Annotated in this window: 28 protein-coding genes and 1 tRNA gene; 14 read left to right on the plus strand and 15 right to left on the minus strand. The window is 71.2% G+C overall.

Annotated elements, in window-relative coordinates:
- Positions 1-391: 391 nt before the first annotated feature.
- Positions 392-1,150 carry a proteasome-type protease gene (locus K311_RS0107005; protein WP_026816711.1) on the plus strand — a complete coding sequence of 253 codons (759 nt, stop codon included), beginning with the start codon at positions 392-394 and terminating at the stop codon, positions 1,148-1,150.
- On the opposite strand, the gene prmC is transcribed toward K311_RS0107005, so the two are convergent.
- The 4 genes from prmC to ahpC all read right to left on the minus strand — a co-directional run bounded on the left by prmC (position 1,147) and on the right by ahpC (position 4,988).
- Complete coding sequence (gene prmC, locus K311_RS0107010) at positions 1,147-1,980, minus strand: peptide chain release factor N(5)-glutamine methyltransferase (RefSeq protein WP_043797076.1); 834 nt, start codon at positions 1,978-1,980, stop codon at positions 1,147-1,149. The genes K311_RS0107005 and prmC overlap by 4 nt on opposite strands.
- Positions 1,980-2,558 (minus strand): Pycsar system effector family protein, encoded by a 579-nt coding sequence (locus tag K311_RS0107015; RefSeq protein ID WP_026816713.1) that lies wholly within the window; start codon positions 2,556-2,558, stop codon positions 1,980-1,982. Before K311_RS0107015 ends, prmC begins: the two co-directional genes overlap by 1 nt.
- Before the next feature lie 185 nt (positions 2,559-2,743).
- Positions 2,744-4,300 carry an alkyl hydroperoxide reductase subunit F gene (gene ahpF / locus K311_RS0107020; protein WP_026816714.1) on the minus strand — a complete coding sequence of 519 codons (1,557 nt, stop codon included), beginning with the start codon at positions 4,298-4,300 and terminating at the stop codon, positions 2,744-2,746.
- A gap of 124 nt (positions 4,301-4,424) precedes the next feature.
- On the minus strand, positions 4,425-4,988 hold the full coding sequence (ahpC, locus tag K311_RS0107025) for an alkyl hydroperoxide reductase subunit C (protein WP_026816715.1): 564 nt from the start codon (positions 4,986-4,988) through the stop codon (positions 4,425-4,427).
- 133 nt (positions 4,989-5,121) lie between these two features.
- On the opposite strand from ahpC, the gene K311_RS0107030 reads away from it, so the two are divergent.
- Positions 5,122-6,063, plus strand: coding sequence for a LysR substrate-binding domain-containing protein (locus tag K311_RS0107030; protein WP_026816716.1), 942 nt, complete (start codon positions 5,122-5,124; stop codon positions 6,061-6,063).
- Positions 6,060-6,704 (plus strand): hypothetical protein, encoded by a 645-nt coding sequence (locus tag K311_RS15885; protein WP_051239712.1) that lies wholly within the window; start codon positions 6,060-6,062, stop codon positions 6,702-6,704. The genes K311_RS0107030 and K311_RS15885 overlap by 4 nt, the downstream gene beginning before the upstream one ends.
- A gap of 22 nt (positions 6,705-6,726) precedes the next feature.
- On the opposite strand, the gene K311_RS0107040 is transcribed toward K311_RS15885, so the two are convergent.
- Together K311_RS0107040 and K311_RS0107045 are read right to left on the minus strand one after the other, a co-directional pair.
- Positions 6,727-7,248 (minus strand): adenine phosphoribosyltransferase, encoded by a 522-nt coding sequence (locus tag K311_RS0107040; RefSeq protein ID WP_026816717.1) that lies wholly within the window; start codon positions 7,246-7,248, stop codon positions 6,727-6,729.
- Positions 7,248-9,476, minus strand: a complete 2,229-nt coding sequence (locus tag K311_RS0107045) for a GGDEF domain-containing protein (RefSeq protein WP_026816718.1) — start codon at positions 9,474-9,476, stop codon at positions 7,248-7,250. Before K311_RS0107045 ends, K311_RS0107040 begins: the two co-directional genes overlap by 1 nt.
- A 106-nt stretch (positions 9,477-9,582) precedes the next feature.
- Between K311_RS0107045 and K311_RS0107050 the strand changes: the two genes are divergently transcribed.
- From K311_RS0107050 to K311_RS0107065, 4 genes are read left to right on the plus strand one after another with little or no spacing between them, the layout of a single operon-like run.
- Positions 9,583-11,319 (plus strand): glutamine--tRNA ligase/YqeY domain fusion protein, encoded by a 1,737-nt coding sequence (locus tag K311_RS0107050; protein WP_026816719.1) that lies wholly within the window; start codon positions 9,583-9,585, stop codon positions 11,317-11,319.
- Position 11,320: 1 nt separating this feature from the next.
- Positions 11,321-11,875: a nucleoside deaminase gene (locus tag K311_RS0107055; protein ID WP_026816720.1), complete on the plus strand. Its 555-nt coding sequence runs from the start codon at positions 11,321-11,323 to the stop codon at positions 11,873-11,875.
- Entirely contained in the window at positions 11,865-12,911 is a 1,047-nt protein-coding gene (rlmM, locus tag K311_RS0107060) for a 23S rRNA (cytidine(2498)-2'-O)-methyltransferase RlmM (RefSeq protein WP_026816721.1), read from the plus strand. Before K311_RS0107055 ends, rlmM begins: the two co-directional genes overlap by 11 nt.
- Positions 12,901-13,242, plus strand: a complete 342-nt coding sequence (locus K311_RS0107065) for an EF-hand domain-containing protein (protein WP_026816722.1) — start codon at positions 12,901-12,903, stop codon at positions 13,240-13,242. Before rlmM ends, K311_RS0107065 begins: the two co-directional genes overlap by 11 nt.
- A 171-nt stretch (positions 13,243-13,413) precedes the next feature.
- Here K311_RS0107065 and K311_RS0107070 read toward each other — a convergent pair whose 3' ends face one another.
- From K311_RS0107070 to rsmD, 8 genes are all read right to left on the minus strand, one after another.
- Positions 13,414-13,827, minus strand: a complete 414-nt coding sequence (locus K311_RS0107070; protein WP_026816723.1) for an MAPEG family protein — start codon at positions 13,825-13,827, stop codon at positions 13,414-13,416.
- 24 nt (positions 13,828-13,851) lie between these two features.
- Positions 13,852-14,271: a DUF4920 domain-containing protein gene (locus tag K311_RS17610; RefSeq protein ID WP_051239714.1), complete on the minus strand. Its 420-nt coding sequence runs from the start codon at positions 14,269-14,271 to the stop codon at positions 13,852-13,854.
- 114 nt (positions 14,272-14,385) lie between these two features.
- On the minus strand, positions 14,386-15,276 hold the full coding sequence (locus tag K311_RS0107080; protein WP_026816724.1) for an MBL fold metallo-hydrolase: 891 nt from the start codon (positions 15,274-15,276) through the stop codon (positions 14,386-14,388).
- A gap of 13 nt (positions 15,277-15,289) precedes the next feature.
- The gene (ggt, locus tag K311_RS15895) at positions 15,290-17,059 is read right to left on the minus strand and encodes a gamma-glutamyltransferase (RefSeq protein WP_081683333.1); all 1,770 of its coding nucleotides are present in this window, start codon (positions 17,057-17,059) and stop codon (positions 15,290-15,292) included.
- Positions 17,056-17,316, minus strand: coding sequence for a YfhL family 4Fe-4S dicluster ferredoxin (locus tag K311_RS0107090; RefSeq protein ID WP_026816725.1), 261 nt, complete (start codon positions 17,314-17,316; stop codon positions 17,056-17,058). The genes ggt and K311_RS0107090 overlap by 4 nt, the downstream gene beginning before the upstream one ends.
- Before the next feature lie 67 nt (positions 17,317-17,383).
- The gene (locus tag K311_RS0107095; RefSeq protein WP_026816726.1) at positions 17,384-17,896 is read right to left on the minus strand and encodes a hypothetical protein; all 513 of its coding nucleotides are present in this window, start codon (positions 17,894-17,896) and stop codon (positions 17,384-17,386) included.
- A gap of 22 nt (positions 17,897-17,918) precedes the next feature.
- Positions 17,919-18,416 carry a pantetheine-phosphate adenylyltransferase gene (gene coaD, locus K311_RS0107100; RefSeq protein ID WP_026816727.1) on the minus strand — a complete coding sequence of 166 codons (498 nt, stop codon included), beginning with the start codon at positions 18,414-18,416 and terminating at the stop codon, positions 17,919-17,921.
- A gap of 45 nt (positions 18,417-18,461) precedes the next feature.
- A complete protein-coding gene (rsmD, locus tag K311_RS0107105) occupies positions 18,462-19,046 on the minus strand; it encodes a 16S rRNA (guanine(966)-N(2))-methyltransferase RsmD (protein WP_026816728.1) in 585 nt (194 codons plus the stop codon).
- Between the two features lie 56 nt (positions 19,047-19,102).
- On the opposite strand from rsmD, the gene ftsY reads away from it, so the two are divergent.
- From ftsY to K311_RS0107120, 4 genes are read left to right on the plus strand one after another with little or no spacing between them, the layout of a single operon-like run.
- Entirely contained in the window at positions 19,103-20,215 is a 1,113-nt protein-coding gene (ftsY, locus tag K311_RS15900) for a signal recognition particle-docking protein FtsY (RefSeq protein ID WP_081683334.1), read from the plus strand.
- Complete coding sequence (locus K311_RS15905) at positions 20,212-21,558, plus strand: AsmA family protein (protein ID WP_043797077.1); 1,347 nt, start codon at positions 20,212-20,214, stop codon at positions 21,556-21,558. Before ftsY ends, K311_RS15905 begins: the two co-directional genes overlap by 4 nt.
- On the plus strand, positions 21,555-22,625 hold the full coding sequence (gene mutY, locus K311_RS15910) for an A/G-specific adenine glycosylase (RefSeq protein WP_081683335.1): 1,071 nt from the start codon (positions 21,555-21,557) through the stop codon (positions 22,623-22,625). The genes K311_RS15905 and mutY overlap by 4 nt, the downstream gene beginning before the upstream one ends.
- Before the next feature lie 4 nt (positions 22,626-22,629).
- Entirely contained in the window at positions 22,630-22,920 is a 291-nt protein-coding gene (locus K311_RS0107120; RefSeq protein ID WP_026816729.1) for an oxidative damage protection protein, read from the plus strand.
- A gap of 84 nt (positions 22,921-23,004) precedes the next feature.
- Here K311_RS0107120 and K311_RS0107125 read toward each other — a convergent pair whose 3' ends face one another.
- On the minus strand, positions 23,005-23,451 hold the full coding sequence (locus K311_RS0107125) for a DUF6491 family protein (protein ID WP_026816730.1): 447 nt from the start codon (positions 23,449-23,451) through the stop codon (positions 23,005-23,007).
- Positions 23,452-23,668: 217 nt separating this feature from the next.
- On the opposite strand from K311_RS0107125, the gene K311_RS0107130 reads away from it, so the two are divergent.
- The 3 genes from K311_RS0107130 (at position 23,669) to K311_RS0107140 (ending at position 26,119) form a co-directional block, all read left to right on the plus strand.
- Positions 23,669-23,744, plus strand: a tRNA-Phe gene (locus K311_RS0107130).
- Positions 23,745-23,849: 105 nt separating this feature from the next.
- Complete coding sequence (locus K311_RS18370; protein WP_026816731.1) at positions 23,850-24,314, plus strand: LEA/WHy family protein; 465 nt, start codon at positions 23,850-23,852, stop codon at positions 24,312-24,314.
- Between the two features lie 14 nt (positions 24,315-24,328).
- Positions 24,329-26,119, plus strand: a complete 1,791-nt coding sequence (locus K311_RS0107140) for an acyl-CoA dehydrogenase C-terminal domain-containing protein (RefSeq protein WP_026816732.1) — start codon at positions 24,329-24,331, stop codon at positions 26,117-26,119.
- The last annotated feature ends 229 nt before the right edge of the window (positions 26,120-26,348 follow it).

Here is a 26,348-nt window from a genome sequence, read left to right on the forward strand (position 1 = left end):
GCGGAGGGTTCGCCGGGCGGGCCGCCGCCGCATGCAGTGCGTTCGGCGGACACGGCGTGAATCCATCCATGGAGCCTCTTCGGCGACGTCCCTGTCGCCGAAGGTCCGCCGAACGCACTGCACGCGTCGACGTCCCTCCCCAGCTTCTGCAGGCGACGGGCCTCCCTGCGCGGCGGCGACCCGATGTCGGATCGCGGCGCGAGGGGCCGGTCGGGGACCTTCGCGGACAGGACGTCCGCGAAGAGCTACATGGACGTATTCATGCGTGTCCCCGACCGGCCCCTCGCGTCGCCGCCACCCACGCCATCCGCCCCGTCGTCCGGAAGCGCTTTCGGCGCGGAACCGGACGAAGGGGACGCGGAGTTCACGGGTGGGTGGGGAGACTTCGGACATGACGTATTGCGTGGGCATCGCGACGGGTGAGGGGCTGGTGTTCGCGGCGGACACCCGCACGAACGCGAGCCACGACAACGTCCGCGTCCACCGCAAGCTGCACGTGTTCGAGTGGCCGGGCGAACGCGCGTTCGTGATCATGAGCGCGGGCAACCTGGCGACGACCCAGCTGACGCTCGCGCGCCTGCGCGCGGACGTCGACGACGGCGCCGGGCGCAACCTGCGTCGCTTCACCCACCTGCACGAAGTCGTCGCCTACGTCGGCGAGGTGCTCGCGCAGAGCCAGCTGCGGCCGCCCGACGAGGAGAATGCGGACTCGACCGAGGCCGATGGCCCGGACTTCGGCGCGACCCTGCTGCTCGGCGGGCAGATCGCCGGTGAAGCGCCGGGCCTGTACATGCTCTATTCGATCGGCAACGCGATCCAGGCCTCGCCGGAAACGCCCTACCTGCAGATCGGCGAGACCAAGTACGGCAAGCCGATCCTCGACCGCCTCGCGCACCCGGACCTGCCGCTCGAGGATGCGGCGCGGCTCGCGCTGCTTTCGCTGGACGCGACGATGCGCTCGAACATCTCCGTCGGCATGCCGCTCGACCTCGCCCTGCTGCGCGCGGACGCGCTGAAGGTGGAGCCGACGCTGCGCCTCGAGGCCGATTCCCTGCTCTACACCGAACTGCGCTCGCGCTGGCAGCACGGGCTGCGCCAGGCGGTCGGGATGCTGCCGCGCTTCCGCTGGGAACCGAAGGCCGAGCCCTAGGCCTTCCAGCGGCCGAGGCCGACGCGGTCGCGCCCCTCGAGGTCCTGTGCGGTTTCGACGGCGGTGAACCCGGCCGCGGCGAACAACCCTCGCACCGCCGCCGCTTGCGTCCAGCCGTGTTCGACCAGCAGCCAGCCGCCGGGCTCGAGATGGGCCGGCGCCGCGGCGATGATCGTGCGCAGGTCGGCGAGACCTTCCTCGCCGCTGGCCAGCGCCGAGCGCGGCTCGAAGCGCAGGTCGCCCTCCTGCAGGTGCGGGTCGTCCTCGGCCAGGTAGGGCGGATTGCTGGCGACCAGCGCGAAGCGTTCGCCGGCCACCGGTGCGAACCAGTCGCCGTGCAGCAGCCGCAGCGGCAGTCCGAGTGCGGCGGCGTTGCGGGCGGCGACCGCCAGCGCGCCGGCACTGGCGTCGACCGCGGTCACCCGCGCCCGCGGCCGTTCGCGGGCGATCGCCAGCGCGATCGCGCCGGTGCCGGTGCCGAGATCCAGCACGGCGGGCGCGCCGTCGGCGGGCAGGCGTTCCAGCGCCAGTTCGACCAGGCGTTCGGTATCGGCACGCGGCACGAGGGTGTCGGCACCGACCTCGAGGTCGAGGGTCCAGAAACCGCGCCGGCCGGTGACCATCGCCACCGGCTCGCCGGCGGCGCGGCGCTGCAGCAGCGCGGTGTAGCGCACGGCATCTTCGGCGGCGAGGGCATCGTCGGCGTGCGCGTAGAGCCAGCTGCGCGGCCGCGCCAGCGCATGGGCGAGCAGGAGCTCCGCTTCCAGCCGCGCCTCGCCGCCCGGAAGCCGGGCGGCGCCCTCGCGCAGCGCGGCGGCGACCGTCGTCATCAGCGCAGCAGCAGCGAGGTGACCTGCACGAACACCGCCAGCACGAAGCCGCCGAGGAAGAACAGGTAGGACAGGCGCAGGTACCGGTACTTGTGGTGGGCGAGGTACCAGCCGAGGGCATAGGTGTCGCGCGCCATCGTCTCGTAGACCGAGCCGTCGGACTTCATCGCGCCGGCGATCTCGCTGAGGAAACGCTCGCGCGGCAGCTCGGCGAAGTGGCCGAAGAACAGCACGTTGAACTGCGGCGGGATCGCCGCGTCCGGACTCGGCAGCCGCAGCGGCCGGTATTTCGGCAGCACCGCCAGCACCGCCAGCAGCAGCGCCAGCATCGTGAAGCAGGTCAGGGTGATCGACGCGAAGCGCAGGGTCGGGTCGTCGAGCCGGCCCAGCACCATCGTCAGCACGATCGACGACATCGTGATGACGATGTTGGCCTTGTTGTCGGCCATGTTCGACAACTGCACGTGGTGCTGCTGCATCGTGCGCAGCAGGCAGTCGCCGGTATTGCGTTCGGGGATCGCCGCGAACAGCCGCTCGATGTCGCTCGCGGCCGGCGTCGGCGCGGTTGCCGTGTTCATCTGACGCTCCGGGTGGTCGGGATGCGGGATGATACGGCGGGGAAAGACAGAAACGAGAAACGAGGAACGAGAAACGAGGAACGGGAAACGAGTGGGTGCGCCCGTGCCCGGCGGGCGCGGAAAGAGGGGGGAGTGATCGCGGCTGAAGCCGCTCCTACGGGTTTCTCGTTGCTCGTTTCTCGCCTTCAGGTGCTCCTGATCAGGTGATCGAAAGCCGACAGCGCCGCCGTCGAGCCGGCACCCATCGCGATGATGATCTGCTTGTACGGCACCGTGGTGGCGTCACCGGCGGCGAAGACGCCGGGGACATTGGTGGCGCCACGCTCGTCGATCACGATTTCGCCGCGCGGCGACAGCTCGACCGTGCCCTTCAGCCACTCGGTGTTCGGCAGCAGGCCGATCTGCACGAACACGCCCTCCAGGGCCAGGCTCTCGACCTTGCCGGTGCCGCGGTCCTCGTACAGCAGGCCGATGACCTTCTGGCCGTCGCCGAGCACCTCGGTGGTGCGCGCCGACACCACGACGTCCACGTTCGGCAGGCTGCGCAGCTTGCGCTGCAGCACCTCGTCGGCGCGCAGCTTGCCGTCGAACTCGATCAGGGTGACGTGGGCGACGATGCCGGCGAGGTCGATCGCCGCCTCGACACCGGAGTTGCCGCCGCCGATCACCGCGACGCGCTTGCCCTTGAACAGGGGGCCGTCGCAGTGTGGGCAGTAGGCCACGCCCTTGTTGCGATAGTCGGCCTCGCCGGGCACGCCGAGCTGGCGCCAGCGGGCACCGGTCGCGAGCACGACGCTGCGCGACTTCAGCACGGCGCCGTTCTCCATCTCGACGCCGACCAGGCCGTCGTCGCCGGCCGGGATCAGCTTCGCCGCCCGCTGCAGGTTCATGATGTCGACGTCGTACTCGCGCACGTGGCGCTCGAGGTCGGCGGCGAGCTTCGGACCTTCGGTGTAGGGCACCGAGGTGAAATTCTCGATCGCCATCGTGTCGAGCACCTGGCCGCCGAAACGCTCGGCGGCGACGCCGGTGCGGATGCCCTTGCGCGCGGCGTAGATCGCCGCCGCGGCGCCGGCCGGGCCACCGCCGACCACGAGCACGTCGAACGGCGCCTTCTCGCGCAGCCTGTCCGCCGCGCGCGCGGCGGCGCCGGTGTCGAGCTTGGCCAGGATCTCTTCCAGGCCCATGCGGCCGGAGCCGAAAACTTCGCCGTTGAGGTAGACGGTCGGCACCGCCATCACCTGACGCGCCTCGACCTCTTCCTGGAACAGCGCGCCGTCGATCGCGACGTGGCGGATGTTCGGGTTCAGCACCGCCATCAGGTTCAGCGCCTGCACGACGTCCGGGCAGTTCTGGCAGGACAGCGAGAAATAGGTCTCGAAGCCGAAGTCGCCCTCGAGCCCGCGCACCTGCTCGAGCAGCTCCTGGGATTCGCGCGACGGATGCCCGCCGACCTGCAACAGGGCCAGCACCAGCGAGGTGAATTCATGGCCCATCGGGATGCCGGCGAAACGCACCTGCACGTCGGTGCCGGCGCGGACGATCGCGAACGACGGCCGGCGCGGATGCGCATCGTCGTCGCGGCGCAGCGTGATCAGGTCGGACAGGCCGTCGATCTGCTGCAGCAGCGCCCACAGCTCGCGCGACGCGTCGCGGTCGTCGAGCGACGCGACGAGTTCGATCGGCTGCTGCAGCTTCTGCAGATAGGCCTGCAACTGCGTGACGAGGTTCTGATCGAGCATGGCGAAACCTCCGGAGGAGATCGGATGGGGAGTTCGGGAGGGGCTTGCCGCAGACGCCGCCCCGGCGGCTCCGGCAAGCCCCGCTCCCGGCGTACCGGGAGCGGGACGGTTCAGCGTGGTCGGGTCAGATCTTGCCGACCAGGTCCAGCGACGGCGCGATGGTCTTGGCGCCTTCCTTCCACTTCGCCGGGCAGACCTCACCCGGATGCGCGGCGACGTACTGCGCGGCCTTCAGCTTGCGCAGGGTCTCGGACATGTCGCGGGCGATCGCGTTGTCGTGGATTTCCAGCGTCTTGATCACGCCTTCCGGGTTGATGATGAAGGTGCCGCGCAGGGCCAGGCCTTCCTCGTCGATGTGCACGCCGAACGCCTTCGTCAGCTGGTGGGTCGGGTCGCCGACCAGCGGGAACTGCGCCTTGCCGACGGCCGGCGAGGTCTCGTGCCACACCTTGTGCGAGAAGTGGGTGTCGGTGGTGACGATGTAGACCTCGGCGCCCATCTTCTGGAACTCGGCGTAGTTCGCGGCCGCGTCCTCGACCTCGGTCGGGCAGTTGAAGGTGAAGGCGGCCGGCATGAACACGACGACCGACCACTTGCCCTTCATCGAGGCATCGCTGACTTCGACGAACTTGCCGTTGTGGAAAGCCTGGGCCTTGAAGGCGGGGATCTGGGTGTTGATCAACGACATGGGTCGATTCCTCATGGTTGGTGGGTGGCTGGACGAGGCGAATGTTGGCAGCCCCATCCCTGAAGGTAAAGGCAATTGATTTGATCGGCTCGATAGGCGCAGTATATCACAACGCCCTGCCCGAGGCCTGCCGATGAACCTGCGCGACCTGCGTTACCTCGTCGCCCTCGCCGACCACCTGCACTTCGGTCGCGCTGCGGAAGCCTCGCACGTCAGCCAGCCGACCCTGTCGACGCAGATCCGCAAGCTCGAGGACGAGCTCGGCGTCTCCCTCGTCGAGCGGGCGCCGCGGCAGGTGATGCTGACCGCGGCCGGCGAGGACATCGCCCGGCGCGCCCGCCGGGTGCTGGCCGAGGTCGAGCAGATGCGCGAGACCGCCCGCCGCACCGCCGACCCCGAGGCCGGCACGATCCGCCTCGGCCTGTTCCCGACGCTGGCGCCCTATCTGCTGCCGCACGTGGTCGGCAAGCTGCGCCTGCGCTTCCCGCGCCTGCAGCTGCTGCTGGTCGAGGAGAAGACCGAGCCGCTGCTGCAGCAGCTGCGCGAAGGCCGGCTCGACGCCGCGGTGCTGGCTTTGCCGTTGCACGAGGACTGGCTGGAAATCGAACCGCTGTTCGCGGAACCCTTCCTGCTCGCGGTACCGCAGGGACACCCGCTGGCGGATCGCGACGACCTGTCCCTGCACGACCTCGACGACCAGCCGCTGCTGCTGCTCGAGGAAGGCCACTGCCTGCGCGACCAGGCGCTCGAGGTCTGCGCCCTGGCCGGCGCCGGCGAGCAGGAGGGCTTCCGCGCGACCAGTCTGGAAACGCTGCGGCAGATGGTCGCCGCCGGGGTCGGCGCGACCCTGCTGCCGGCGCTGGCGGTGCAGCCGCCGGTGGCGCCGTCGGAGGCGATCCATCTGGTCCGCTTCCGCGGCGAGCCGCCGAGCCGGCAGCTGGCGATGGTCTGGCGGCGCAGTTCGGCCAGCGGCGACTTCCTGCGCAAGCTCGCGGCGGTGCTGCGTGACCTGCCGCCCGGCCTGCTGGCATCGACGCCACCGATCGTCGCGGAATCGTCGGGAGGGACGCCATGAACAACCGCCACCTGTTCGCCGCGCTGGCGGTCTGCACCATCGCCTTCTTCTGGTTCGCGCGGAAGGATCATGCCGCGGCGCTGGTCGCCACCGACGAGGGCGGCGGCCCGGTCGCCTGCCGGGTCGAACGCGGTCCCGGCAATCCCGGGCAGATCGACCTGCCGGCCGGTTTCGGCGCTTTCCGGCTCGGTCCCGCCGAGGTGACGCCGCTCGCCGCCTTCCACGTGCAGGCGCGGGTGCTGGGCCGCGAGGACTACCGCCACGACGCCGGCGCCCGCTGGTCGCCGACCGATCTGGCGCTCGGCTGGGGTCGGATGGCCGATCCGGCCGTGTACCGGCCGCTGCGGGTCAGCCAGGGCGGCCGCTGGTACCGCTACCAGTGGGGGCCCGAGGGGCCGCCGATCCCGCTTCCGGAGATCGTCCGCTCCAGCGCCAACATGCACATGATTCCGTCGAACGACGAGGTCGCACGCTCGCTGGCGCGGGTGGCGGAGGACGACGAGGTGATCGTCACCGGCCTGCTGGTGCAGCTCAACGGCGACGACGGCTACCGCTGGCGCAGTTCGCTGACCCGCGAGGACAGCGGCGACGGTGCCTGCGAGCTGGTCTACGTCTGTTCGCTGGAGATCCGCGGCCGCTGAGGTCGCGCGCCGACGCCGGCGCTCAGACCTGCAGCACCGCGTGCAGCGGCGCCGACCGGTGCCAGCGGGCACGACCTCCGAGCGCGGCGATCTCCAGCAGCACGGTCGCCCCGGCGATCCGCGCGCCCAGGCCGGTTTCCAGCAGCCGCGCCGCCGCATCGAGCGTGCCGCCGGTCGCCAGCACGTCGTCGAGCAGCAACACCGGCGCAGCTTGCGGAAGCGCGTCGGCCTGCACCTGCAGGCGATCGCTGCCGTATTCGAGCGCGTATTCGACCTCACGCAGCACGCCGGGGAGCTTGCCGGGCTTGCGCAGCGGCACGAAGCCGATGGCGAGCTCGCGCGCGACCGCGGCGCCGAGGATGAAACCGCGCGCCTCGATCCCGGCGACGGCGACGAGGCCGGCGCCGCGCCACGGCTCCGCCAGCGCGGCGACCGCCGCCGCGAAACCGCGGCCGTCGGCGAGCAGCGGCGCGATGTCGCGGAACTGGACGCCGGGCGTCGGGAAGTCGGGAACGGTGCGGATCAGATGGGCGAAACCGGGCATCAGCTGAACACCTGGTTGCCGCCGTTGCGGCGCGCGATCTGCGCGGCACGGTCGGCCCGCTGCAGCAGGATCACCGGATCGCGGTCGTCGCCGAGCTGGGCGACGCCGATGCTGATCGACAGCATCGGCGCGATCTTCGGGTCGATCGGCAGCCGCGTCATCGCGACGCGCAGCCGTTCGGCGTAGTCGCGGGCCTCGATCAGGCGGCGGTTCTCGGCGATCACCACGAAGCCGTCGTCGCCGCCGCGTCCGACCAGGTCGCCGTAGTCGATCTCGTCGCGCAGCAGTTCGGCGACCGGGCGCAGCGCCGCGGCCAGCGCGTCGGCGCCGCCGGCGGCACGCAGGGAATCGGCCTGGTCCAGCAGCACCGCGAGCACCGACAGGGGTTTCTGCCGCTGCCGGGTCGCATCGATGCGCTTCTGCAGATGCGCGCGCAGTGGTTCGGTGCGCAGCAGGCCGGTGTCGGGGTCGGTCTCGGCGGTGCGCTGGGCGCTGACCGCCGCCGCGGCCTCCTCGCCGGCGAGCATCGCGACCTGGGCGAACTCGGCGCACAGGTCGAGTTCGTCGTCGCTGTAGGTGACGTCCTTCGCGCGTTCGACCAGCAGCGCGCCCCAGCCCGGCTTCGGCACCGGCAGCGGGATCACCGCCAGCTGCACCTGGTCGAGCGGTCCCTCGGGGCCGTCGAAGTCGATCGAGATCTGCTGCGGCGCGCGCAGGCGGCTGATGTTCTTCAGCAGGGTCGCGCGCTGCGCCAGCAGTTCCCGGTAGCGCGGCTCGGCCTCCTTGGGCTCGACCTGCAGCTGGTCGTCGCCGCGGAAGTTGTTCGCGACCACCGCCGCCGAGGTCTGCGGCAACACCGTCTTCAGGCCGTCGAGCAGGCGGCGGAACGCGATCCAGGTCATGTCGCCGTCGTCGGCGTTCTTCAGCCCCGACTGCAGCGAGGCCAGCAGGCGCTCGCGGGCGAGCTTGATCTTCTCTTCCGGGCTCGGCTCCGGCGGTGTCGCCCGCCGGCGGACCTGCCAGCGCTGCAGCGCCGAGCGGATCCACGGCAGGGCGACCAGCAGCACCATCGTCGCGGCCAGCATCAGCTGCCAGCCGTACAGGTAGAACAGCGTCGGCCGCAGGATCTGGCGGTCGCAGAGCTCGCGCAGCACCCACAGCGCGACCAGCATCGACAGGCTCGCCAGGGGCGCCCAGCGGGTCGCCCGCGAGTCGCACAGCAGCATCAGCGCGCTGACGAGGATCGCCGCGGCGAAACCGGCCGTCGCGACGACCTGCACCAGGCGGGCGTCGGTGCCCGACACGAGCACCATGCTGGCGAGTGCGGCGGCGATCAGCGACCAGGCCAGGCCGCGCGCGTAGGGCCACAGCCACGGCGCCGAGCGTTCCACCGCCGAATAGCGTGCCGTCGCCAGCACCAGCGGTCCGGCCGCCAGCAGCAGCAGCGCCATCGGCGCGGTGGCACCGAAGTTCGCGAGCCGGGCGACCTCGGGCAGCGAATACAGATGGCCGTTGATGCCCAGGCAGGCCAGCCACGAGGCCACCGCGGCGGCGCTGACCGCCAGCGCGCCGCTGGACGGTTCGCGCAGGCGGCGGGCGAGCCCCAGCGCCGCGGCCAGCAGCAGCAGGCCGTAGACCGAGCGGAAGTAGACCCGCGCGCCCGCCGAGGCGCGCTCGGAGGCGGCCACGGGCAGCACGCTGACGTGCAGGCCGCCGCGGACGTCGCCTTCCAGTTCCAGGTAGAGCTCGATCTCGCCGGAGAGCCCCGGTGGCAGCGGCAGTTCGAACTGCGACGACCACGGCTCGCGTTCGCCCGGAGCCTCGTAGAAGGTGCGCTCGAGCACCAGGCTGCCGTCGGGCAGGCGCAGGCGCACGACGTTCAGCGGCACCCGCACGATGTCGATCTGCCAGCGCTCGGACGGCCCGGGCGGCAGCCGGGTGCGCAGGCGCGCCCAGACGGCCTTGTCGGGATGCGCATCGAGGCGGGCGCCGGGGCTCAGCAGCGGGATGAAGCCGAGGCGGGCGCGGCCACTGGTGATCTCGGGCAGCGGCGTGCCCAGTGGCGCCTCCAGGATCGCGAGGTCGAACGGCAGCGAGACGGGCGGCGCCGCGTCCGCGCTCGCGCCCTGGCGCTCCGGCGTGGCGATGGCACCACCGGCTCCGATCAGGCCCAGACAGGCGACCAGGACGATGGCGAGTGCAGAGATGATCCGACCGGTGCGCTGCATGCGTACCCGCTCCCCGAAAAACTTCCATCCCCTGTCCGGCGATTCTAACCTCGGGCAGGGCCGCTGCCGGTAAACTTCCCGACCCCACCGCAGATCCCCCGTGCGCATGTCCGCAGCAAGCCCCGCCAGCCCGCCGGAGAAGAACGACTTCATCCGCCAGATCATCCGCGACGACCTCGCGGCCGGGCGGCATGCCCGCATCCGTACCCGCTTCCCGCCCGAGCCCAACGGTTACCTGCACATCGGCCACGCCAAGTCGATCTGCCTGAACTTCGGCATCGGCCGCGAGTTCGCCGGCCTCGTGAACCTGCGCTTCGACGACACCAATCCCGCGAAGGAAGACCCGGAGTACGTCGAGGCGATCAAGGAGGACGTGCGCTGGCTCGGCTTCGACTGGGCCGAGCTGCGCCATGCGTCCGACTATTTCGAGGTGTTCTACCGCGCGGCGCTGAAGCTGATCCGGCTCGGCAAGGCCTACGTCTGCGACCTCAGCGCCGAACAGGTGCGGGAATTCCGCGGCACCCTGACCGAACCCGGCCGCGACTCGCCGTTCCGCGACCGCAGCGTCGAGGAGAACCTCGAGCTGTTCCAGCGCATGCGCGCCGGCGAGTTCCCGGACGGTGCCCGCACCCTGCGCGCGAAGATCGACATGGCCAGCGGCAACATCAACCTGCGCGACCCGGCGCTGTACCGGATCAAGCACGTCGAGCACCAGAACACCGGCGACGCCTGGCCGATCTATCCGATGTACGACTTCGCGCACGCGCTCAGTGACGCGCTCGAGGGCATCACCCATTCGCTGTGCACGCTGGAATTCGAGGACCACCGGCCGCTGTACGACTGGTGCGTCGACCATGTCGACTTCGCCGCGGATCCGGAGCTGTATGCGCCGCTGGTCGCCGCCGGGTTCGGAGTGCCCGCCGGCAAGCCGCGGCAGATCGAGTTCTCGCGCCTGAACATCAACTACACGGTGATGAGCAAGCGCAAGCTGCTGGCGCTGGTGAACGACGGCCTGGTCGCCGGCTGGGACGACCCACGCATGCCGACCCTGCAGGGCCTGCGCCGGCGCGGCACGCCGCCGGCGGCGCTGCGCCTGTTCGCCGACCGCGTCGGCATCAGCAAGCAGAATTCGCTGATCGACTACGGCGTGCTCGAGGGCTGCATCCGCGAGGTCATGGACGCCGCCGCGCCGCGGCGCATGGCGGTGCTCGATCCGCTGAAGCTGGTGATCGACAACCTGCCGGCCGGCCACCGCGAGACGCTGCGCTTCGCCAATCATCCGAAGGATCCGTCCTTCGGCGAGCGCGAGGTGCCGTTCTCGCGCGAGGTCTGGATCGAACGCGAGGATTTCATGGAAGTGCCGCCGAAGGGCTTCCACCGCCTCGTGCCGGGCGGCGAAGTGCGGTTGCGCGGCGTCGGCATCGTGCGCTGCGTCGAGGTGCTGAAGGACGGCGATACCGTCACCGCGCTCCGCTGCACCCTGGATCCGGAAAGCCGCGCCGGCATGCCGGGCGCCGACCGCAAGGTGAAGGGCACGATCCACTGGGTGTCGGCCGCCGATGCGGTCGCCGCCGAGGTGCGCCTGTACGACCGCCTGTTCACCGTCGCCGATCCCGACCGCGACGAGGAAGGCCACAGCTACCGCGACTACCTGAATCCGGATTCGGTGCGCGTCGTGCGCGGCTGGGTCGAGCCGGCGGCGGCGGTCGTCGAGGCCGAGCAGAACCTGCAGTTCGAGCGGCTCGGCTATTTCACCGCCGACCGCCGCGACCACGCGGCCGGCGCGCCGGTCTTCAACCGCACCGTCACCCTGCGCGACACCTGGGCGACGAAGGGAGGCTGAGGTGATCCATGCGCAACTGCACCTGACGCTGCCGGCCTGGATCCACGAGGACGTCGACGAGCAGCGCGCCTATCCGGCGCCGGACGACAAGATCGCGCTGGCGATCCAGCTCTCGCGCCGCAACGTCGAGCACCGCAGCGGCGGCCCGTTCGGCGCCGCGGTGTTCCGCGACGACCGCCTCGTCGGCGTCGGCGTCAACCGCGTCGTCCCGCACAACTGCTCGGCCGCGCACGCCGAGATCATGGCGATCGCGACCAGCCAGCAGCGCCTGCAGAACTTCCGCATGAACCTCGCCGGCGGCCGCATCACGCTGGCGACGTCGGCGCAGCCCTGTTCGATGTGCTACGGCGCGTCGATCTGGGCCGGCATCGACGAACTGCTGATCGCCGCGACCGCCGACGACGTGCAGACCCTCGCCGGCTTCGACGAGGGCCCGCTGCCCGCCGACTGGCGCGGCGAACTCGAGCGCCGCGGCATCGCCGTGCAGGAAGGGCTGATGCGCGACCACGCCCGCGACGTGCTGCGCGACTACGGCCGGGACGGCCTTGTCTACTGAAGGCCTGCTGGGCTACTGCCGCGCCGGCTTCGAGCCGGAGCTGGCGGCCGAGTTCGCCGAGCGCGCGGCCGCCGCGGGCTTCCCCGGCTACGCGCGCACCGACCGCGGCAGCGGCTTCGTGCGCTTCCTCGGCGTCGACGATCCGGCGGCGCTGGCGCGCGCCCTGCCCTGGTCGACGCTGATCTTCGCGCGCCAGAAGCTGCGCCTGCTGGCGGAAGTCGCCGGCATGGATCCGAAGGACCGCATCGCGCCGATCATGGACGCGCTCGGCGGCCGCGGCCGCCACGGCGACGTCTGGGTCGAACATCCCGATTCCGACGCCGGCAAGCCGCTCGCCGGGCTCGCGCGCGCCCTCGGCAATGCCCTGCGCCCGGCGCTGCGCCAGCGCGGCCTGCTCAGCGAGCGCGAGGATCCGCGGCTGCCGCGCCTGCACGTGCTGCTGCTCGACGGCGACCATTGCCTGCTCGCCAGCGCCGACCCCGGCGACGCCTCGCCCTGGCCGCTCGGCGTGCCGCGCCTGCGCGCGCATGCCGACGCGCCGAGCCGCAGCGCGCTGAAGCTGGAAGAGGCGCTGCTCACGCTGCTGACGCCGGCGGAGCGCGAGCAGTGGCTGTTGCCCGGCATGAGCGCCGCCGATCTCGGCGCCGCGCCCGGTGGCTGGAGCTGGGTGCTGGCGAAGCGGCACGTGCGCGTGTTCGCGATCGACAACGGCCCGCTCGCGCAGAGCGCGCTCGACACCGGCATCATCGAACACGTGCGCGCCGACGGCTTCCGCTGGACGCCGCCGAAGCCGCTCGACTGGATGGTCTGCGACATGGTCGAGTCGCCGCGCAAGGTCGCCGACCGCATGGCCACCTGGTTCCGCGAAGGCTGGTGCAAGCGCGCGGTGTTCAACCTGAAGCTGCCGATGAAGAAGCGCTGGGACGAGACCCGCGACTGCCTGCAGCATTTCGTCGATCACGCCGGCCGGCCGTTGACGCTGCGCGCGAAGCAGCTCTACCACGACCGCGAGGAGATCACCGTCCATGCGCACTGAAGCCACGCTGCGTCCATTCGCCCTCGCCCTCGTGCTGGCGTTCGCCGCCGGCGGCGCCGCGGCGCAGGAAGACGACTGGTTCGCGCGCGTCGACACCGACGGCGACGGCCGCGTGTCGCTGCCGGAATTCCTCGAGAAGATGAGCTGGGCCTTCACCCAGCGCGACAACAACGGCGACGGCGTGCTGCAGCCGGAAGAACAGCACGTGCCGAACGCCCGCGCGATCACGCTCGCCGATCACCACGCGCGCTTCGAGCGGCAGTTCCGGCGCCAGGACAGCGACGGCGACGGCTTCCTCAGCCGCCGCGAACTCCTCGCCCCGCCGCGCTGAGCGCCCCCGCCCCCGATCCACATTGTAGGAGCGGCTTCAGCCGCGATGCTTTTCCGGCCGGAAGCATCGCGGCTGAAGCCGCTCCTACATCCGGGCAGGGCATCGCGGCTGAAGCCGCTCCTACATCCGGGCAGGGCATCGCGGCTGAAGCCGCTCCTACAGAGGCGGGGGTCAGCCGTAGACGGGGGTGTCGAGGACGGCCGGCTGGTGCAGGTAGCCGTAGATCGCGAATCCCGACATCGCGACCATCAGCAGCAGGGTCAGCGCGGTGCCGAGGAAGCGGCCGGGGCTGGCGGCGGAGCTGCGACTCAGTCCCCAGGCGTGCAGCAGGCGCGAGATGAACAGCGTGCAGCCGAACACGTGGATCACCGCGTCCTCGTAGCCGTTGAGCTCCATGCCGCCGAGCAGCAGCAGGGCCAGCGGCAGGTACTCGATCGCGTTGGCGTGCACGCGGATGCGCTTCTGCAGTACCGGATTGCCGCCGTCACCGATGCCGATGCGCAGGCGCAGGCGGGCGACGATCACCCGCAGCGCGAGCGCGATGACCAGCAGGGTGCAGAGCGCGGCGTAGAACAGGGTGATCATCGAAGGGCTTCCCGGGGCGATGGTTCAGAGCACGCGGATCGCGGTGGCGACGATGCGCAGTTCCTCGCTCGCCGGGGCCGCGGCGCCGTCGTCCTCGACCAGATGCCGGGCGTGGTCCTCGCTGATCGGCTCGACCTCGAGCACGCCCCAGGCGATCGCCTCGCCGCTGGCGTCCTTCGGCACCGCGAAGCCGTGGTCCTTCGCCATCACCCGCGCGCTGTGGCCGTCGCTTTCGAGCACGACCCAGCAACCGGCCTTCTGGCAGACCTGGGTGATGCGGCCACGATAGAGCGCGGGCGCGCCGGTGCGCGCGGCCGGATCGGTGGCGGCGACGGCGATGTCGATCGCCTCGCCCTCCGGCATCGCCGCACCGTAATCGGCCGCATCGGCGTTGGTGGTGACGATTGCGGCGAAGAACAGCGCGAGCAGACTCTTGAACTTCATCGGACCCTCCAGCCTGTAGGAGCGGCTTCAGCCGCGATCCTGAAACTACCTCACTCTTCCTGTAACCGCTGCGCGCGCTTCGCGCGGATAGCCGGATCGCGGCTGAAGCCGCTCCTACAGGGGGCTTTCGCGGGCGCGCAGCGCGGCGACCTCGTGCGTCGTCGAGAACCTGCCCTTGGCATCGCGTGTCACCGCCGCGAGCGCGCATTCGGGATCGTGGGTGAAGAACAGATGGACGTTGCGGTCCAGCTTGTCCTCGAGGAAGGCGCGCTTCTCGTCGATCAGCATTTCCGGGTAGCGGTCGTAGCCCATCGTGATCGGCACGTGCACCCAGGCGCGGCCGGGGATCAGGTCGGCGCAGAACACCAGGCCGCCGTGCGGGCGGCCGTCGGTTCCGGGAGCGCCGCAGATCTCGGCCAGCATCAGCCCCGGCGTGTGGCCTTCGCTGAAATGGAAGCGCACGGTGTCGCCGAGCGCCGCGCAGTGCTCGCCTTCGACGAGTTGCAGGCGGCCGCTGGCCTGCAGCAGCGGCGCCAGTTCCGGGATGAAGCTGGCGCGGTCGCGCGGATGCGGACTGGTGGCACGACGCCAGTGGTCGGCGCCGACGACGTAGGTCGCGTTCGGGAACAGCAGTTCCGGGGCACCGCCGTCGCGCCACGGCGCCAGCAGGCCGCCGGCGTGGTCGAAGTGCAGGTGGCTGAGCACGACGACGTCGACGTCCTCGTGCGAGAACCCGGCCTCCGCCAGCGAATCCAGCAGCACGTGCCGGTCCTCGGCGACGCCGTAGCGCTCGCGCAGCTTCGGCTCGAAGAAGACGCCGATGCCGGTCTCGAACAGCACGGTCTTGCCGTTCAGCGGCGCCGCCAGCAGGCCGCGGCAGGCCAGGCGGATGCGGTTGCGCTCATCCGGGGGCGTCCACTTCTCCCACATCGCCCGCGGCGCGTTGCCGAACATCGCGCCGCCGTCGAGCAGCTGCGAATTTCCCATCACCGACCACAGTTTCATTCGCCTGCCTCTTTCAGCGGTAGATCGTCGCGTCGCCGGCGCTGGCCTTGCCGACACCGCGCCAGCGCGGGTCGGTACCGGCCTCGACCGTACCCAGGTCGCGCCGCCAGAGCACCGCCTGCATGTTGCCCCAAGGCTCCGCGGCCACCGTGACGGTGTGGCCACGCGCCGCGAGGTCGGCGCGCACCGCCGGACCCAACGCCTCGGGCTCGACCTGCAGCCGGTCCGGCAGGTACTGGTGGTGGAAGCGCGGGCTTGCGACCGCGGCCTGGGCGCCCTGCCCGTCCATCATCGCCAGCAGCCCGATCAGCACCATCGTCGAGATGCGGCTGCCGCCGGGCGTTCCGAGCACGCCGACGCGGTCGGGGCCGAACAGGAAGGTCGGGGTCATCGACGACAGCGGCCGCTTGCCGGGCGCGACCGCATTGGCCTCGTCGCCGACCAGGCCGAAGGCGTTCGGCACGCCGGGCTTCACCGAGAAATCGTCCATCTCGTTGTTGAGCAGGAAGCCGGTGCCCGGCACGACCAGCGCATTGCCATACGGCAGGTTCACCGTCTGCGTCACCGCCGCCAGGTTGCCCTCGGCGTCGATGATCGAGAAATGGCTGGTGTCGGGCCGGCCCCGGCCGGGATCGACGCCCGGCAGCAGTTCGCTCGGCGTCGCCCGCTGCGGATGGATGCCGGCGCGCAGGCCGGCGGCGTAATCGGGGCTGGTCAGCAGACGCACCGGCACATCGACGAAATCGGGATCGCCCATCCGGGTCGCACGGTCGCGGGCGGCGCGGCGCATCGCCTCGACGGTGAGGTGGATGCGGTCGGCCTCGGCCAGCGCCGGCAGGTCGTAGCCGTCGAGGATGTTGAGGATCGCCGCCAGCGTGATGCCGCCGGACGACGGCGGCGGCGCGGTGACGATCTCGAAGCCGCGGTGGCGGATGCGGATCGGCTCGCGTTCGATCACCGCGTATTCGGCGAGGTCGCGTTCGCTCCAGATGCCGCCGGCGGCGCGCACACCGGCGACGAGCCGGGCCGCGAAGTCGCCGCGGTAGAAGCCGGCGGCGCCGTCGGCGGCGAGCGCCTCGAGCGTGCGCGCGTAATCCTCGTTGCGCATCAGCGTGCCGGGGGCCGGTACGTCGCCGTCGCGCAGGAACAGTGCGGCGGCGGCGGGACTGCGCGCCAGCACGTCGCGGCGGAAACCGATCATCGCGTGGTTCTTCGGGCCGAAGCGCCAGCCTTCGCGGGCCAGGCGGATCGCCGGCGCCAGCGAGCGCGCGAGCGGCAGCCGGCCGTAGTGCCGCGCGACGTGGTCCAGTGCCGCCGGCATGCCGGGGATCGCCGCGGCCAGCGCACCGTCGATCGAGCGCCGCGGCACCGCCTCGCCGTCGGCGCCGAGGAACATGTCGCGCTGCGCGGCCAGCGGCGCGCGTTCGCGGGCGTCGACGAAGACGTCGCGGTCGTCGGCTGCCACGTGCAACAGCAGGAAGCCGCCACCACCGAGGCCGGAACTCTCCGGTTCGACCAGGCCGAGCACGGCACTGACCGCGATCGCCGCATCGAAGGCATTGCCGCCGGCCGCCAGCACTTCCATGCCGGCGTCGGTGGCGTAGGCATTGGCACTGGCGATCGCCGGCTGCGCCGGGTGTTCGCCGGGCGCGGGACGCAGCGGCCGGGCGACCGCGACCGCGACCTCGGCACCGGCCGCCGGCGGACCGGGCGGCGGCGACAGCGCCTGCAGCGGCGCCGCGAGCACGAGCAGCCAGGTGGCGAACAGCGCCCGCAGGTTCATGCCGCGCCCTTCTCGGCCATCAGGGCCGCGTACTTCAGTTGCAGCGCCGCGCGCGATTCCGGCCGCTGCGGGTCGGGGATGATGCATTCGACCGGACAGACGACGACGCATTGCGGCTCCTCGTGATGGCCGACGCATTCGGTGCAGCGGCGCGGCTCGATCTCGTAGATGAACTCGCCCTGGCTGATCGCGTCGTTCGGACAGGCGGGCGCGCAGACGTCGCAGTTGATGCAGACGTTGGTGATCAGCAGCGACATCTTCTTTCCCCGCGGCCGCCGCATCCGGCGCACGCCCGGCCCGCGCGGGGCCGGGCGCTGCCACGGATCACTTCGCTTCGACGAACACGTAATTGGCGCCGGCGGCCTCGACCGCGGCTTTCACCCGGTCGTTGTCGGCGGCGGCGCCGATGAACAGGACTTTCGAGCCCTTCAGCGCGTTCGGCTCGGCGCCCTGGAAGGCGGCGACGATCAGGTCGGCCATCTTGCTGCTGTCCGGCGAACCGAAGGCGAGCATGTTGCCCGGCAGCACGGTGCGCAGCACGACGATGTTCACCTGCTCGACCATGCGCTGGTACTTGGTGCGCTTGTCGGCGGCCTCGTCCTCCGGGGTCAGGACGTCGCTGTCCATGCCCAGGTAGTACGAGTACACGTTGTCGGTGACGCCGGCGCGGTTGGCGTTGATCTCCTGGCCGAGGTAGGCCTTCCACGCGTTGTCGTCGCGCGGGTCGGACGGCGCCGTCAGGCGCTGCCGCTCGGTCTGCACCGGCTCCTCCTTCTTGCAGGCAGTGGTCAGGACCATCGGGGCCAGCAGGGCGAACAGGATCAGCACGCGTTTCATCTTCGGTTACCTCCGGATTTTCTCAGGTGCGCTTCCAGCGCGAGGACAACGCGGCGGCGACCGCCGGATGAACGAACCCGGACACGTCGCCGCCGAGGCGGGCGACCTCCCGGACCAGGCTCGAGGAAATGAAGCTGTGCTGTTCGGCCGGCGTCAGGAACAGGGTCTCGACGTCGGGGATCAGGTGCCGGTTCATGCTCGCCAGCTGGAACTCGTATTCGAAGTCCGACACCGCGCGCAGGCCACGCAGCAGCACCCCGGCGCCGACCTCGTTGACGAAGTGGGCGAGCAGCGAATGGAAGCCGCGGACCTCGACGTTCGGGAATTCCTTCAGCGCTTCCTGCGCCAGCGCCACCCGTTCCTCGAGCGGCAGCGCCGGACCCTTGCCCGGGCTCGCGGCCACACCGACGACGATGCGCTCGAACAGCGAGGTCGCCCGCGCGACCAGGTCGATGTGACCGTTGGTGATCGGGTCGAAGGTGCCCGGGTAGATCGCGACACGCTTTTGCACTGGACTCATCCGCGGCGGGGTCTCGCTCGGCAGGGCCGCAGTGTACCAGCCCGTTCAGCCGGCGGTTCCGTCGCCTGTCCGGAACAGCGCGTAGGCGACGTCTCGGGTCGCGCCGCGGCGGTGATCGTGCCAGGCGACCGGCAGCACCGGTTCCACGCCGACCGGTGCCTCGACGTAGATCCAGGCACGCGGCGGCAGCCACGGTGCCAGTGCCGCCGCTGCCTCGGCCCAGAGCCCGGCCGCGAACGGCGGGTCGAGGAAGACCAGGTCGAAGGACCGCGGCGGCTGCGTGCGCAGCCAGGCCAGCGCATCGGCGGCGTGCACCGTCACGACATCGTCGATCCTCAGCCGCTGCGCCTGCGTGCGCAGGTCCGCGGCGAGGCCGGCGTCGGCCTCGACCAGCACGACCTCGGCGGCACCGCGCGAGGCGGCCTCGAAACCGAGGGCGCCGGTGCCGGCGAACAGGTCGAGCACGCGCAGACCGCGCGGCGCCGGCTGCAGCCAGTTGAACAGGGTCTCGCGGACGCGGTCGGCGGTCGGGCGCAGGCCCGGCCGGTCGGCGACCGGCAGCTTCGAGCCGCGCAGGCGGCCGGCGATGATCCGCACCTGACCCGGCGGGCGTCCGGCGGTCGCTTTCATCGGGGCTGGAGGGGGGCCGGTGATACCATCCACGCATTGTCCGCGAAAGCAGCGCGATGTTCGATTTCTTCAAGAAAAAGCCCGAAAAGACCCCCGAGAAGCCGGCCGCGAAGCCCGCCACCGGGGCCGCGCCGGCACGCTCCGGTTTCAGCCCCGACGACCTGGCACGCGCGTTCACCGTCCACCAGGAAGAGAAGGCCGCCCGGCTCGAGGCCGAACGCGAGGCCGGCCGCGAGGCGATGAAGGGCGTGCTCGGCGGCAGCCTGTTCGCACGCAGCCTCGGCGGCCTGTTCGCGCGCAACCCGAAGCTCGACGAGGACCTGCTCGAGGAGATCGAGACCGCGCTGATCAGCGCCGATGTCGGCATCCCGGCGACCACCGAAGTCGTCGAGCGCCTGCGGAAGAAGATGAAGGCACGCGAATTCGCCGATGCCGCCGCCCTGCTGCGCTACCTGCGCGGCGACCTGCTGGCGATCCTGAAGCCGGTCGCCAAGCCGCTGGACATCGATGCCGCGGCGCAGCCCTTCGTCGTGCTCACCGTCGGCGTCAACGGCGTCGGCAAGACCACGACGATCGGCAAGCTCGCCCGCCGCTTCCAGCTCGACGGCCACAAGCTGATGCTCGCCGCCGGCGACACCTTCCGCGCCGCCGCGGTCGAGCAGCTGAAGATCTGGGGCGAACGCAACGATGTCGCGGTGATCGCCCAGGGCCAGGACGCCGATCCCGCCTCGGTCGCCTTCGACGCGCTGCAGGCGGCGAAGTCGCGTGGCTACGACGTGCTGATCGCCGACACCGCCGGCCGCCTGCACACCCAGCAGGGGCTGATGGCCGAACTCGGCAAGATCCGCCGCGTGCTCGGCAAGCTCGACCCGAAGGCGCCGCACGAGGTGCTGCTGGTGATCGACGGCACCACCGGCCAGAACGCGCTGAACCAGCTGCGCCAGTTCCACGCCGCGGTGAACGTGAGCGGCCTGGTCGTGACCAAGCTCGACGGCACCGCCAAGGGCGGCGTGGTGTTCGCGCTGGCGCGCGAGTTCGGCATCCCGATCCGCTTCATCGGCCTCGGCGAGAAGATCGAGGACCTGCGCGTGTTCGATCCGGAAGGCTTCGTCGACGCGCTGCTGCCGGAGACGCTCGCCGTGCCGGCGGCCGGTGACGCCGGCGAATGAGTCCCGCCGCCGCGGCGACGCCGACGACGCGTACGCCGAAACGCCGGCGCTGGCCGCGCGTGCTGGCGGTGCTGGCGATCCTGCTGCTGGCCGCCGCCTGGTGGATCGATCACCAGCTCGAACCGCACCGGCTGGCGAACACCGTGCTGGCGCGCGCCGGCGCCGCGCTCGGTCTCGAACTCAGCTACGAAGGTGATCCCGATTACGCACTGCGCCCGGAACCACGGCTGCGCCTGCCCCGCTTCAGCGCCCGCGTGCCCGGCGCGGCGACGCCGCTGCTGACCGCCGACCGGCTCGAGGTGTCGCTGCCGTGGTCGACGATCCTCGACGGCGAGGCGGTGGTGATCACCCGCATCGAACTCGACGCGCCGCGGCTGGACCTTGCCGCTCTGAATGCGTGGCTGGATTCGCGGCCGCCGTCCGACGCCCCGTTCGAGCTGCCCACGCTCACCGACGGCCTGCGCATCACCGACGGCCGCATCGACGGCGACGGCTGGAGCCTGCAGGCACTCGAGGTTTCGCTGCCGCGGCTGGTGCCGCAGACCCCGGCCGATGCGTTGATCGCCGGCGAATTCCGCCGCGCCGATCTCGCGGTCGACTTTCGCGGCCGCCTGCAGCAGGCGACCGCCGGGCTGCGTTCGCCGACGCTGGCGGAATTCGCCGGCACCTGGTCGGCCGGCGACATCGCCATGCCCTGGCAGTTCAAGCTCGGCGGCGACCTCGATCTCGGCGACGAGGCCTGGCGCCTCGGCCACCTGAGCCTCGCCGCCGACGGCCGCCTGCCGCCGGCGACGGCCGAAGGCGCGGAAACGGCCGCCCCCGGCCCGGCCTGGCAGCTCGGCGCGAGCGGCGACCTCGGCGCCACTGCCGACGGCGGCATCGGCGGTGGGCTGCGGTTCTCCTTCGGCGGCGAGGACCAGCTGCCGGCGCTCGACGGCGAGGGCGAACTGGCGATCGGCGACACCATCGCGCTCGATTTCGCCGGCCTGCTGACGCGCTGGCCGGCGACCTGGCCGGTGCTGCCCGGCGCCGCGGTCACCGCCGACGACCCGCTGGCCTGGTCGCTGACCTACACCGGCGATCGCGAGCTCGGCGCGCCGGTGTCGCTGCACGCCGAGCGCGGCGACACCCGCCTGTTCACGCGCCTGACGGTGCCCGAGCTGCAGGCCTGGCTCGAAACCGAGACCGGTTCGCCGCTGCCGCCGCTGGCCGGGACCTTCGAAGCGCCCTCGCTGCAGTTCGGCAGCGTGAGTTTCGAGGGCGTGCGCCTGCGCATCGAGGACGACGGGGACGACGGGGACGCCGCTGCGGATGCCGACGCCGCGGCCACCGGATCGCCGTGAGCCACGATTTCGCCGCGACCCTGCTGGCCTGGTTCGACCGCGACGGCCGCCACGACCTGCCCTGGCAGCATCCGCGCACGCCGTATCGGGTGTGGCTCGCGGAGATCATGTTGCAGCAGACCCAGGTGCAGACGGTGATTCCGTACTACGCCCGCTTCCTCGAGACGCTGCCGACGCTGCCGGCACTCGCCGCGGCCGAGCTCGACCAGGTGCTGGCGCTGTGGTCGGGGCTGGGCTACTACGCCCGCGCCCGCAACCTGCACCGTGCCGCGCGGCTGTGCGTCGAGCACCACGGCGGCGAGCTGCCGCGCGACTTCGCCGAGCTCGCGGCCCTGCCCGGCATCGGCCGCAGCACCGCCGGGGCGATCCTCGCGCAGGCGCATGGCGACCGTTTCGCGATCCTCGACGGCAACGTCAAGCGCACGCTGGCGCGCTACCACGGCATCGCCGGCTGGCCGGGGGCGTCGGCGGTCGAGCGGACGCTGTGGGACCTGGCCGAGGCGGCTCTGCCGCAGGAACGGCTGGCTGACTACACCCAGGCGGTGATGGATTTCGGCGCGACCCTGTGCACCCGCCACGACCCGGCCTGTCTGTTCTGCCCGCTGCGGGAAGACTGCGTCGCCCATCGCGAAGGCCTGGTCGACCAGTTGCCGGAGGCGAAGCCCGGCAAGCCGCTGCCGCAGCGGCGCACGCTGATGCTGCTGCTGCGCGACGAAGCCGGCCGCATCCTGCTGCAGCGGCGCCCGCCGACCGGCGTCTGGGCCGGACTGTGGTCGCTGCCCGAGGCCGACGACCACGATGCCGCCCGCGCCTTCGTCGCCCGCCACAGCCGCCACGACTTCGATGCCGGCGAAGCGCTGCCGGCGCTGCAGCACACCTTCAGCCACTTCCGCCTGCAGATCGAGACCTACGCCTGGGGGCCGGCGAAATCCGGCGAAGCTACGAAGTCACCGCGCGCCGCCGATCCCGCCCCGGCGATCGGCGACAATGACGACCTGCGCTGGATCGCGCCCGACCACCTGCGCGAGGTCGGACTGCCGGCGCCGGTCCGCAAACTCCTGGAATGAAGCGATGAGCCGTACCGTCTTCTGCGAAAAGCTGCAGCGCGAGTCCGAAGGCCTGCCCTTCGTGCCCTGGCCGGGCCCGCTCGGCAAGCGCATCTTCGACCACATCGGCCGCGAGGCCTGGCAGCAGTGGCTGGCGCACCAGACGATGCTGATCAACGAGAACCGGCTGTCGCCGATGGACCCGAAACACCGCGCCTTCCTCGAAGGCGAGATGGAGAAGTTCCTGTTCGGCGACGGCGCCGAAACGCCCGCCGGCTACATCCCCCCCGACACCCCTCCCGACACCCCGCTGTAGGAGCGCCTTCAGGCGCGATGCCCTGTAGGAGCGCCTTCAGGCGCGATCCCCTGTAGGAGCGCCTTCAGGCGCGATCCCCTCGCCTCAGGCGTTCCCCGACTCCCGCAACGTCTCCCGCATCGCCGGCACGTCGACCTCGCGGATCCGGTCGATCTTGCAGCGCAGGCCATCCTCGCCGAGCACGTAGCCATTGCTGGTGTTGAGGGTGTCGTTGAGGGTGTCGATCGCCACCGCCCAGCTGCGCTCGAGATGGCGACAGGCCGCGCTCTTGCGCAGGTCGACCAGCCAGGCCTTGCTCGGCGTCTCCCAGACCAGGATCGCCTGCGGCGCGACCACTTCGTAGCGATGGATCGGGCGCAGGAAGCGCACGGTGTTGCGCGGCTCGCCGGCGTGCTGCTGCGCGGCGGCGAACTTGGCGACGTCCTCGGCCGACTGTCGATCGGCGCTGGCACCGGACGTGGCACAGGCGGCACCGGTCAGCGCGACGGCAACGGCGATCGCAGCGATGTGCAGCGGAAGTTTGCGGGACATGGGGATCTCCTCGGGTCGGGCATCAGGGCCGAGCCCAAGCTACTCCGACGCCGTGACGCCGGCAGGCCCCGTCGCGCCATGCATTCATCCGCGATTTCATTGGCGCCGGCGGATCCTCCGCGGCCGCGGGCCGGAACCGCCGCGGCTTGCGGCGGCTCCTTCATCTCCCGTAGAATCTCGGGCTCGCCCGGCCCCGCCGCGGCGTCGCCAGATCCCTGGCCGAGTAGCTCAGTTGGTAGAGCAGGGGATTGAAAATCCCCGTGTCGGCGGTTCGATTCCGTCCTCGGCCACCATCATTCGAAGGCCCGCAGCGATGCGGGCCTTTCGATTTTCCGGCGCCGGAGCAACGCGTCAATACGGACTGGTATGCTCGGGGTTTCCCACCTCGCGCCAGGCCCATGCGTCCCTACCGACTCCTGCTCCTCGCCCTGTTCGCCGTGCTGATCGCCGCCTGCGCCGGCGGCCCGCCGAAGCGCATCTTCCCGCCCCAGGTCACCGTGCAGGAGCTGCGCCTGCAGGACGGCGGCCAGTGGGTCGCGCAGCTGCGGCTGCGCAACTACAGCACCGTCGCGATGACGTTCTCGCGCCTGCAGGGCACGCTGACGATCGGCGGCCAGGAGGCCGTGCGCTTCGACATCGATCCCGGCCTCGCGGTCGGCCCCGGGTCGACCGAACTGGTCGCGCACAGCTTCGCGCCCTCGGCGGCGGCGAGGTCGGCGCTCGACAGCGCCCTCGCCGCCGGCCGCGGTGTCCGATACCGCATCGCCGGCGAGATCCGCAGCAGCGATCCCGGCACCAACGACCGTTACGAATACGAAAGCGCGCTGGACCCCGTCCCGGGGCTGGCCGGCGTGCTGCGCTGATCAGGGAAGACACCATGAGCCACTACACCGCCCCGCTGCGCGACATGAAGTTCGCGCTCTACGACGTCATCGGCGCGGAAGCGCTGTACGCCCGCCTCGGCCTCGAGAACGCCACCCGCGACCTGCTCGACGCGGTGATGGACGAGGCCGCGAAATTCGCCGGCCAGGTGCTGGCGCCGCTGAACGCGATAGGCGATTCCGAAGGCTGCCGCTTCGACCCGGCCACCGGCACCGTCGCCACCCCGCCGGGCTTCCGAGAGGCCTATGCGCAGTTCGTCGACGGCGGCTGGACCGGCATCACCGGCCCGGAAGCCTTCGGCGGCCAGGGCCTGCCGGAAAGCTTCGGCGCCGCGCTGAAGGAGATGCTCGACGCCGCCAACCTCAGCTGGAGCAACTACCCGCTGCTGTCGCACGGCGCCGTCGAGGCGTTGAAGCGGCACGGCCAGCCCTGGCAGCAGGACGTGTTCCTGAAGGCGATCGTCGAGGGCCGCTGGACCGGCACGATGTGCCTGACCGAGCCGCACTGCGGCTCCGACCTCGGCCTGTTGAAGACGAAGGCCGAGCCACGTGAGGACGGCACGTATGCGGTCACCGGCACCAAGATCTTCATCACCGGCGGCGAACACGACTTCACCGACAACATCGTGCACCTGGTGCTCGCCCGCCTGCCGGACGCACCGGCCGGCACCAAGGGCATCTCGCTGTTCATCGTGCCGAAGCTGAAGACCGCGCGCGACGGCACGGTCGGCGAGCGCAACGCGGTCCGCTGCGGCTCGATCGAGCACAAGATGGGCATCCACGGCTCGGTGACCTGCGTCATGAACTTCGACGGCGCCGAGGGTTATCTGATCGGCGAGCCGAACAAGGGCCTCGCGGCGATGTTCGCGATGATGAATTCGGCCCGCCTCGCGGTCGGCCTGCAGGGCCTGGCGCTGATGGACCGCGCCTGGCAGGGCGCCCTCGCCTACTCGCGCGAACGCCTGCAGATGCGTTCCGCCTCCGGTCCGAAGTTCCCGGAGAAGCCGGCCGATCCGCTGATCGTGCACCCGGACATCCGCCGCATGCTGCTGACCTGCAAGTCGCTGGCCGAAGGCGGCCGCATGCTGGCGCTGCACGCCGCGACCCTGCTCGACGTGATCGAGCACGCGCAGGACGAACAGGAGCGCAAGGACGCCGACGTCCTGCTCGGCTTCCTGACCCCGATCGTCAAGGGCATGCTGACCGAGTGGGGCAATGAATGCGCCTACCACGCGCTGCAGTGCTTCGGCGGCCACGGCTACATCCGCGAACACGGCATGGAGCAGCTGGCACGCGACGCCCGCATCACGACGATTTACGAGGGCACCACCGGCATCCAGGCGCTCGACCTGCTCGGCCGCAAGACCCTGCAGCTGCAGGGCGCCGGCCTGCAGCAATTCCTGCGCATGATTTCGGAATTCTGCAGCGCCCAGGCCCAGGACCCGGCGATGATCGAGTTCGTGCTGCCGCTGGCCGAGGCCGCGAGGGCCTGGGGCGAGCTGACGATGGAGATCGGCCGGCGCGCGGTCGCCGATCCGGAAGAGGTCGGCGCGGCGGCGGTCGATTACCTCGCCTACTCCGGCTATGTCGCCCTCGCCTTCTGGTGGGCCAAGGCGGTCGCTGCGGTGAACCGCGACGGCCAGCCCGACGACCTGCGCACGGCCAAACGCGAAACCGCCCGCTTCTACTTCGCGCGCATCCTGCCGCGGACGCAGATGCATGCGGCGGCGATCCGCACCGGCGCCGGCAACCTGCTGGCCCTCGACGCGGCGCTGTTCGACAGCTGACTCGCTCGTCCGGACGGCGTCGATCGGGAACGCAGATCACAACGGATCAAAGCCGATTGCACGGATAGGCAGGAGCACTCCTGTTCTTGCCCCGAGTGCATCGATTCCCCGGGACGAAGGCGTCACCGCGCCTGCGGTGGCGACCCGAATAGCTCGATCCCGTGTAATCCGCCTTGATCCGTTGTCGATCTGTGTTGCTTACGCAATGCCCGTTTTCGCGGGCTGAACA

Source organism: Arenimonas composti TR7-09 = DSM 18010 (genome assembly GCF_000426365.1).
Lineage (GTDB): Bacteria > Pseudomonadota > Gammaproteobacteria > Xanthomonadales > Xanthomonadaceae > Arenimonas > Arenimonas composti.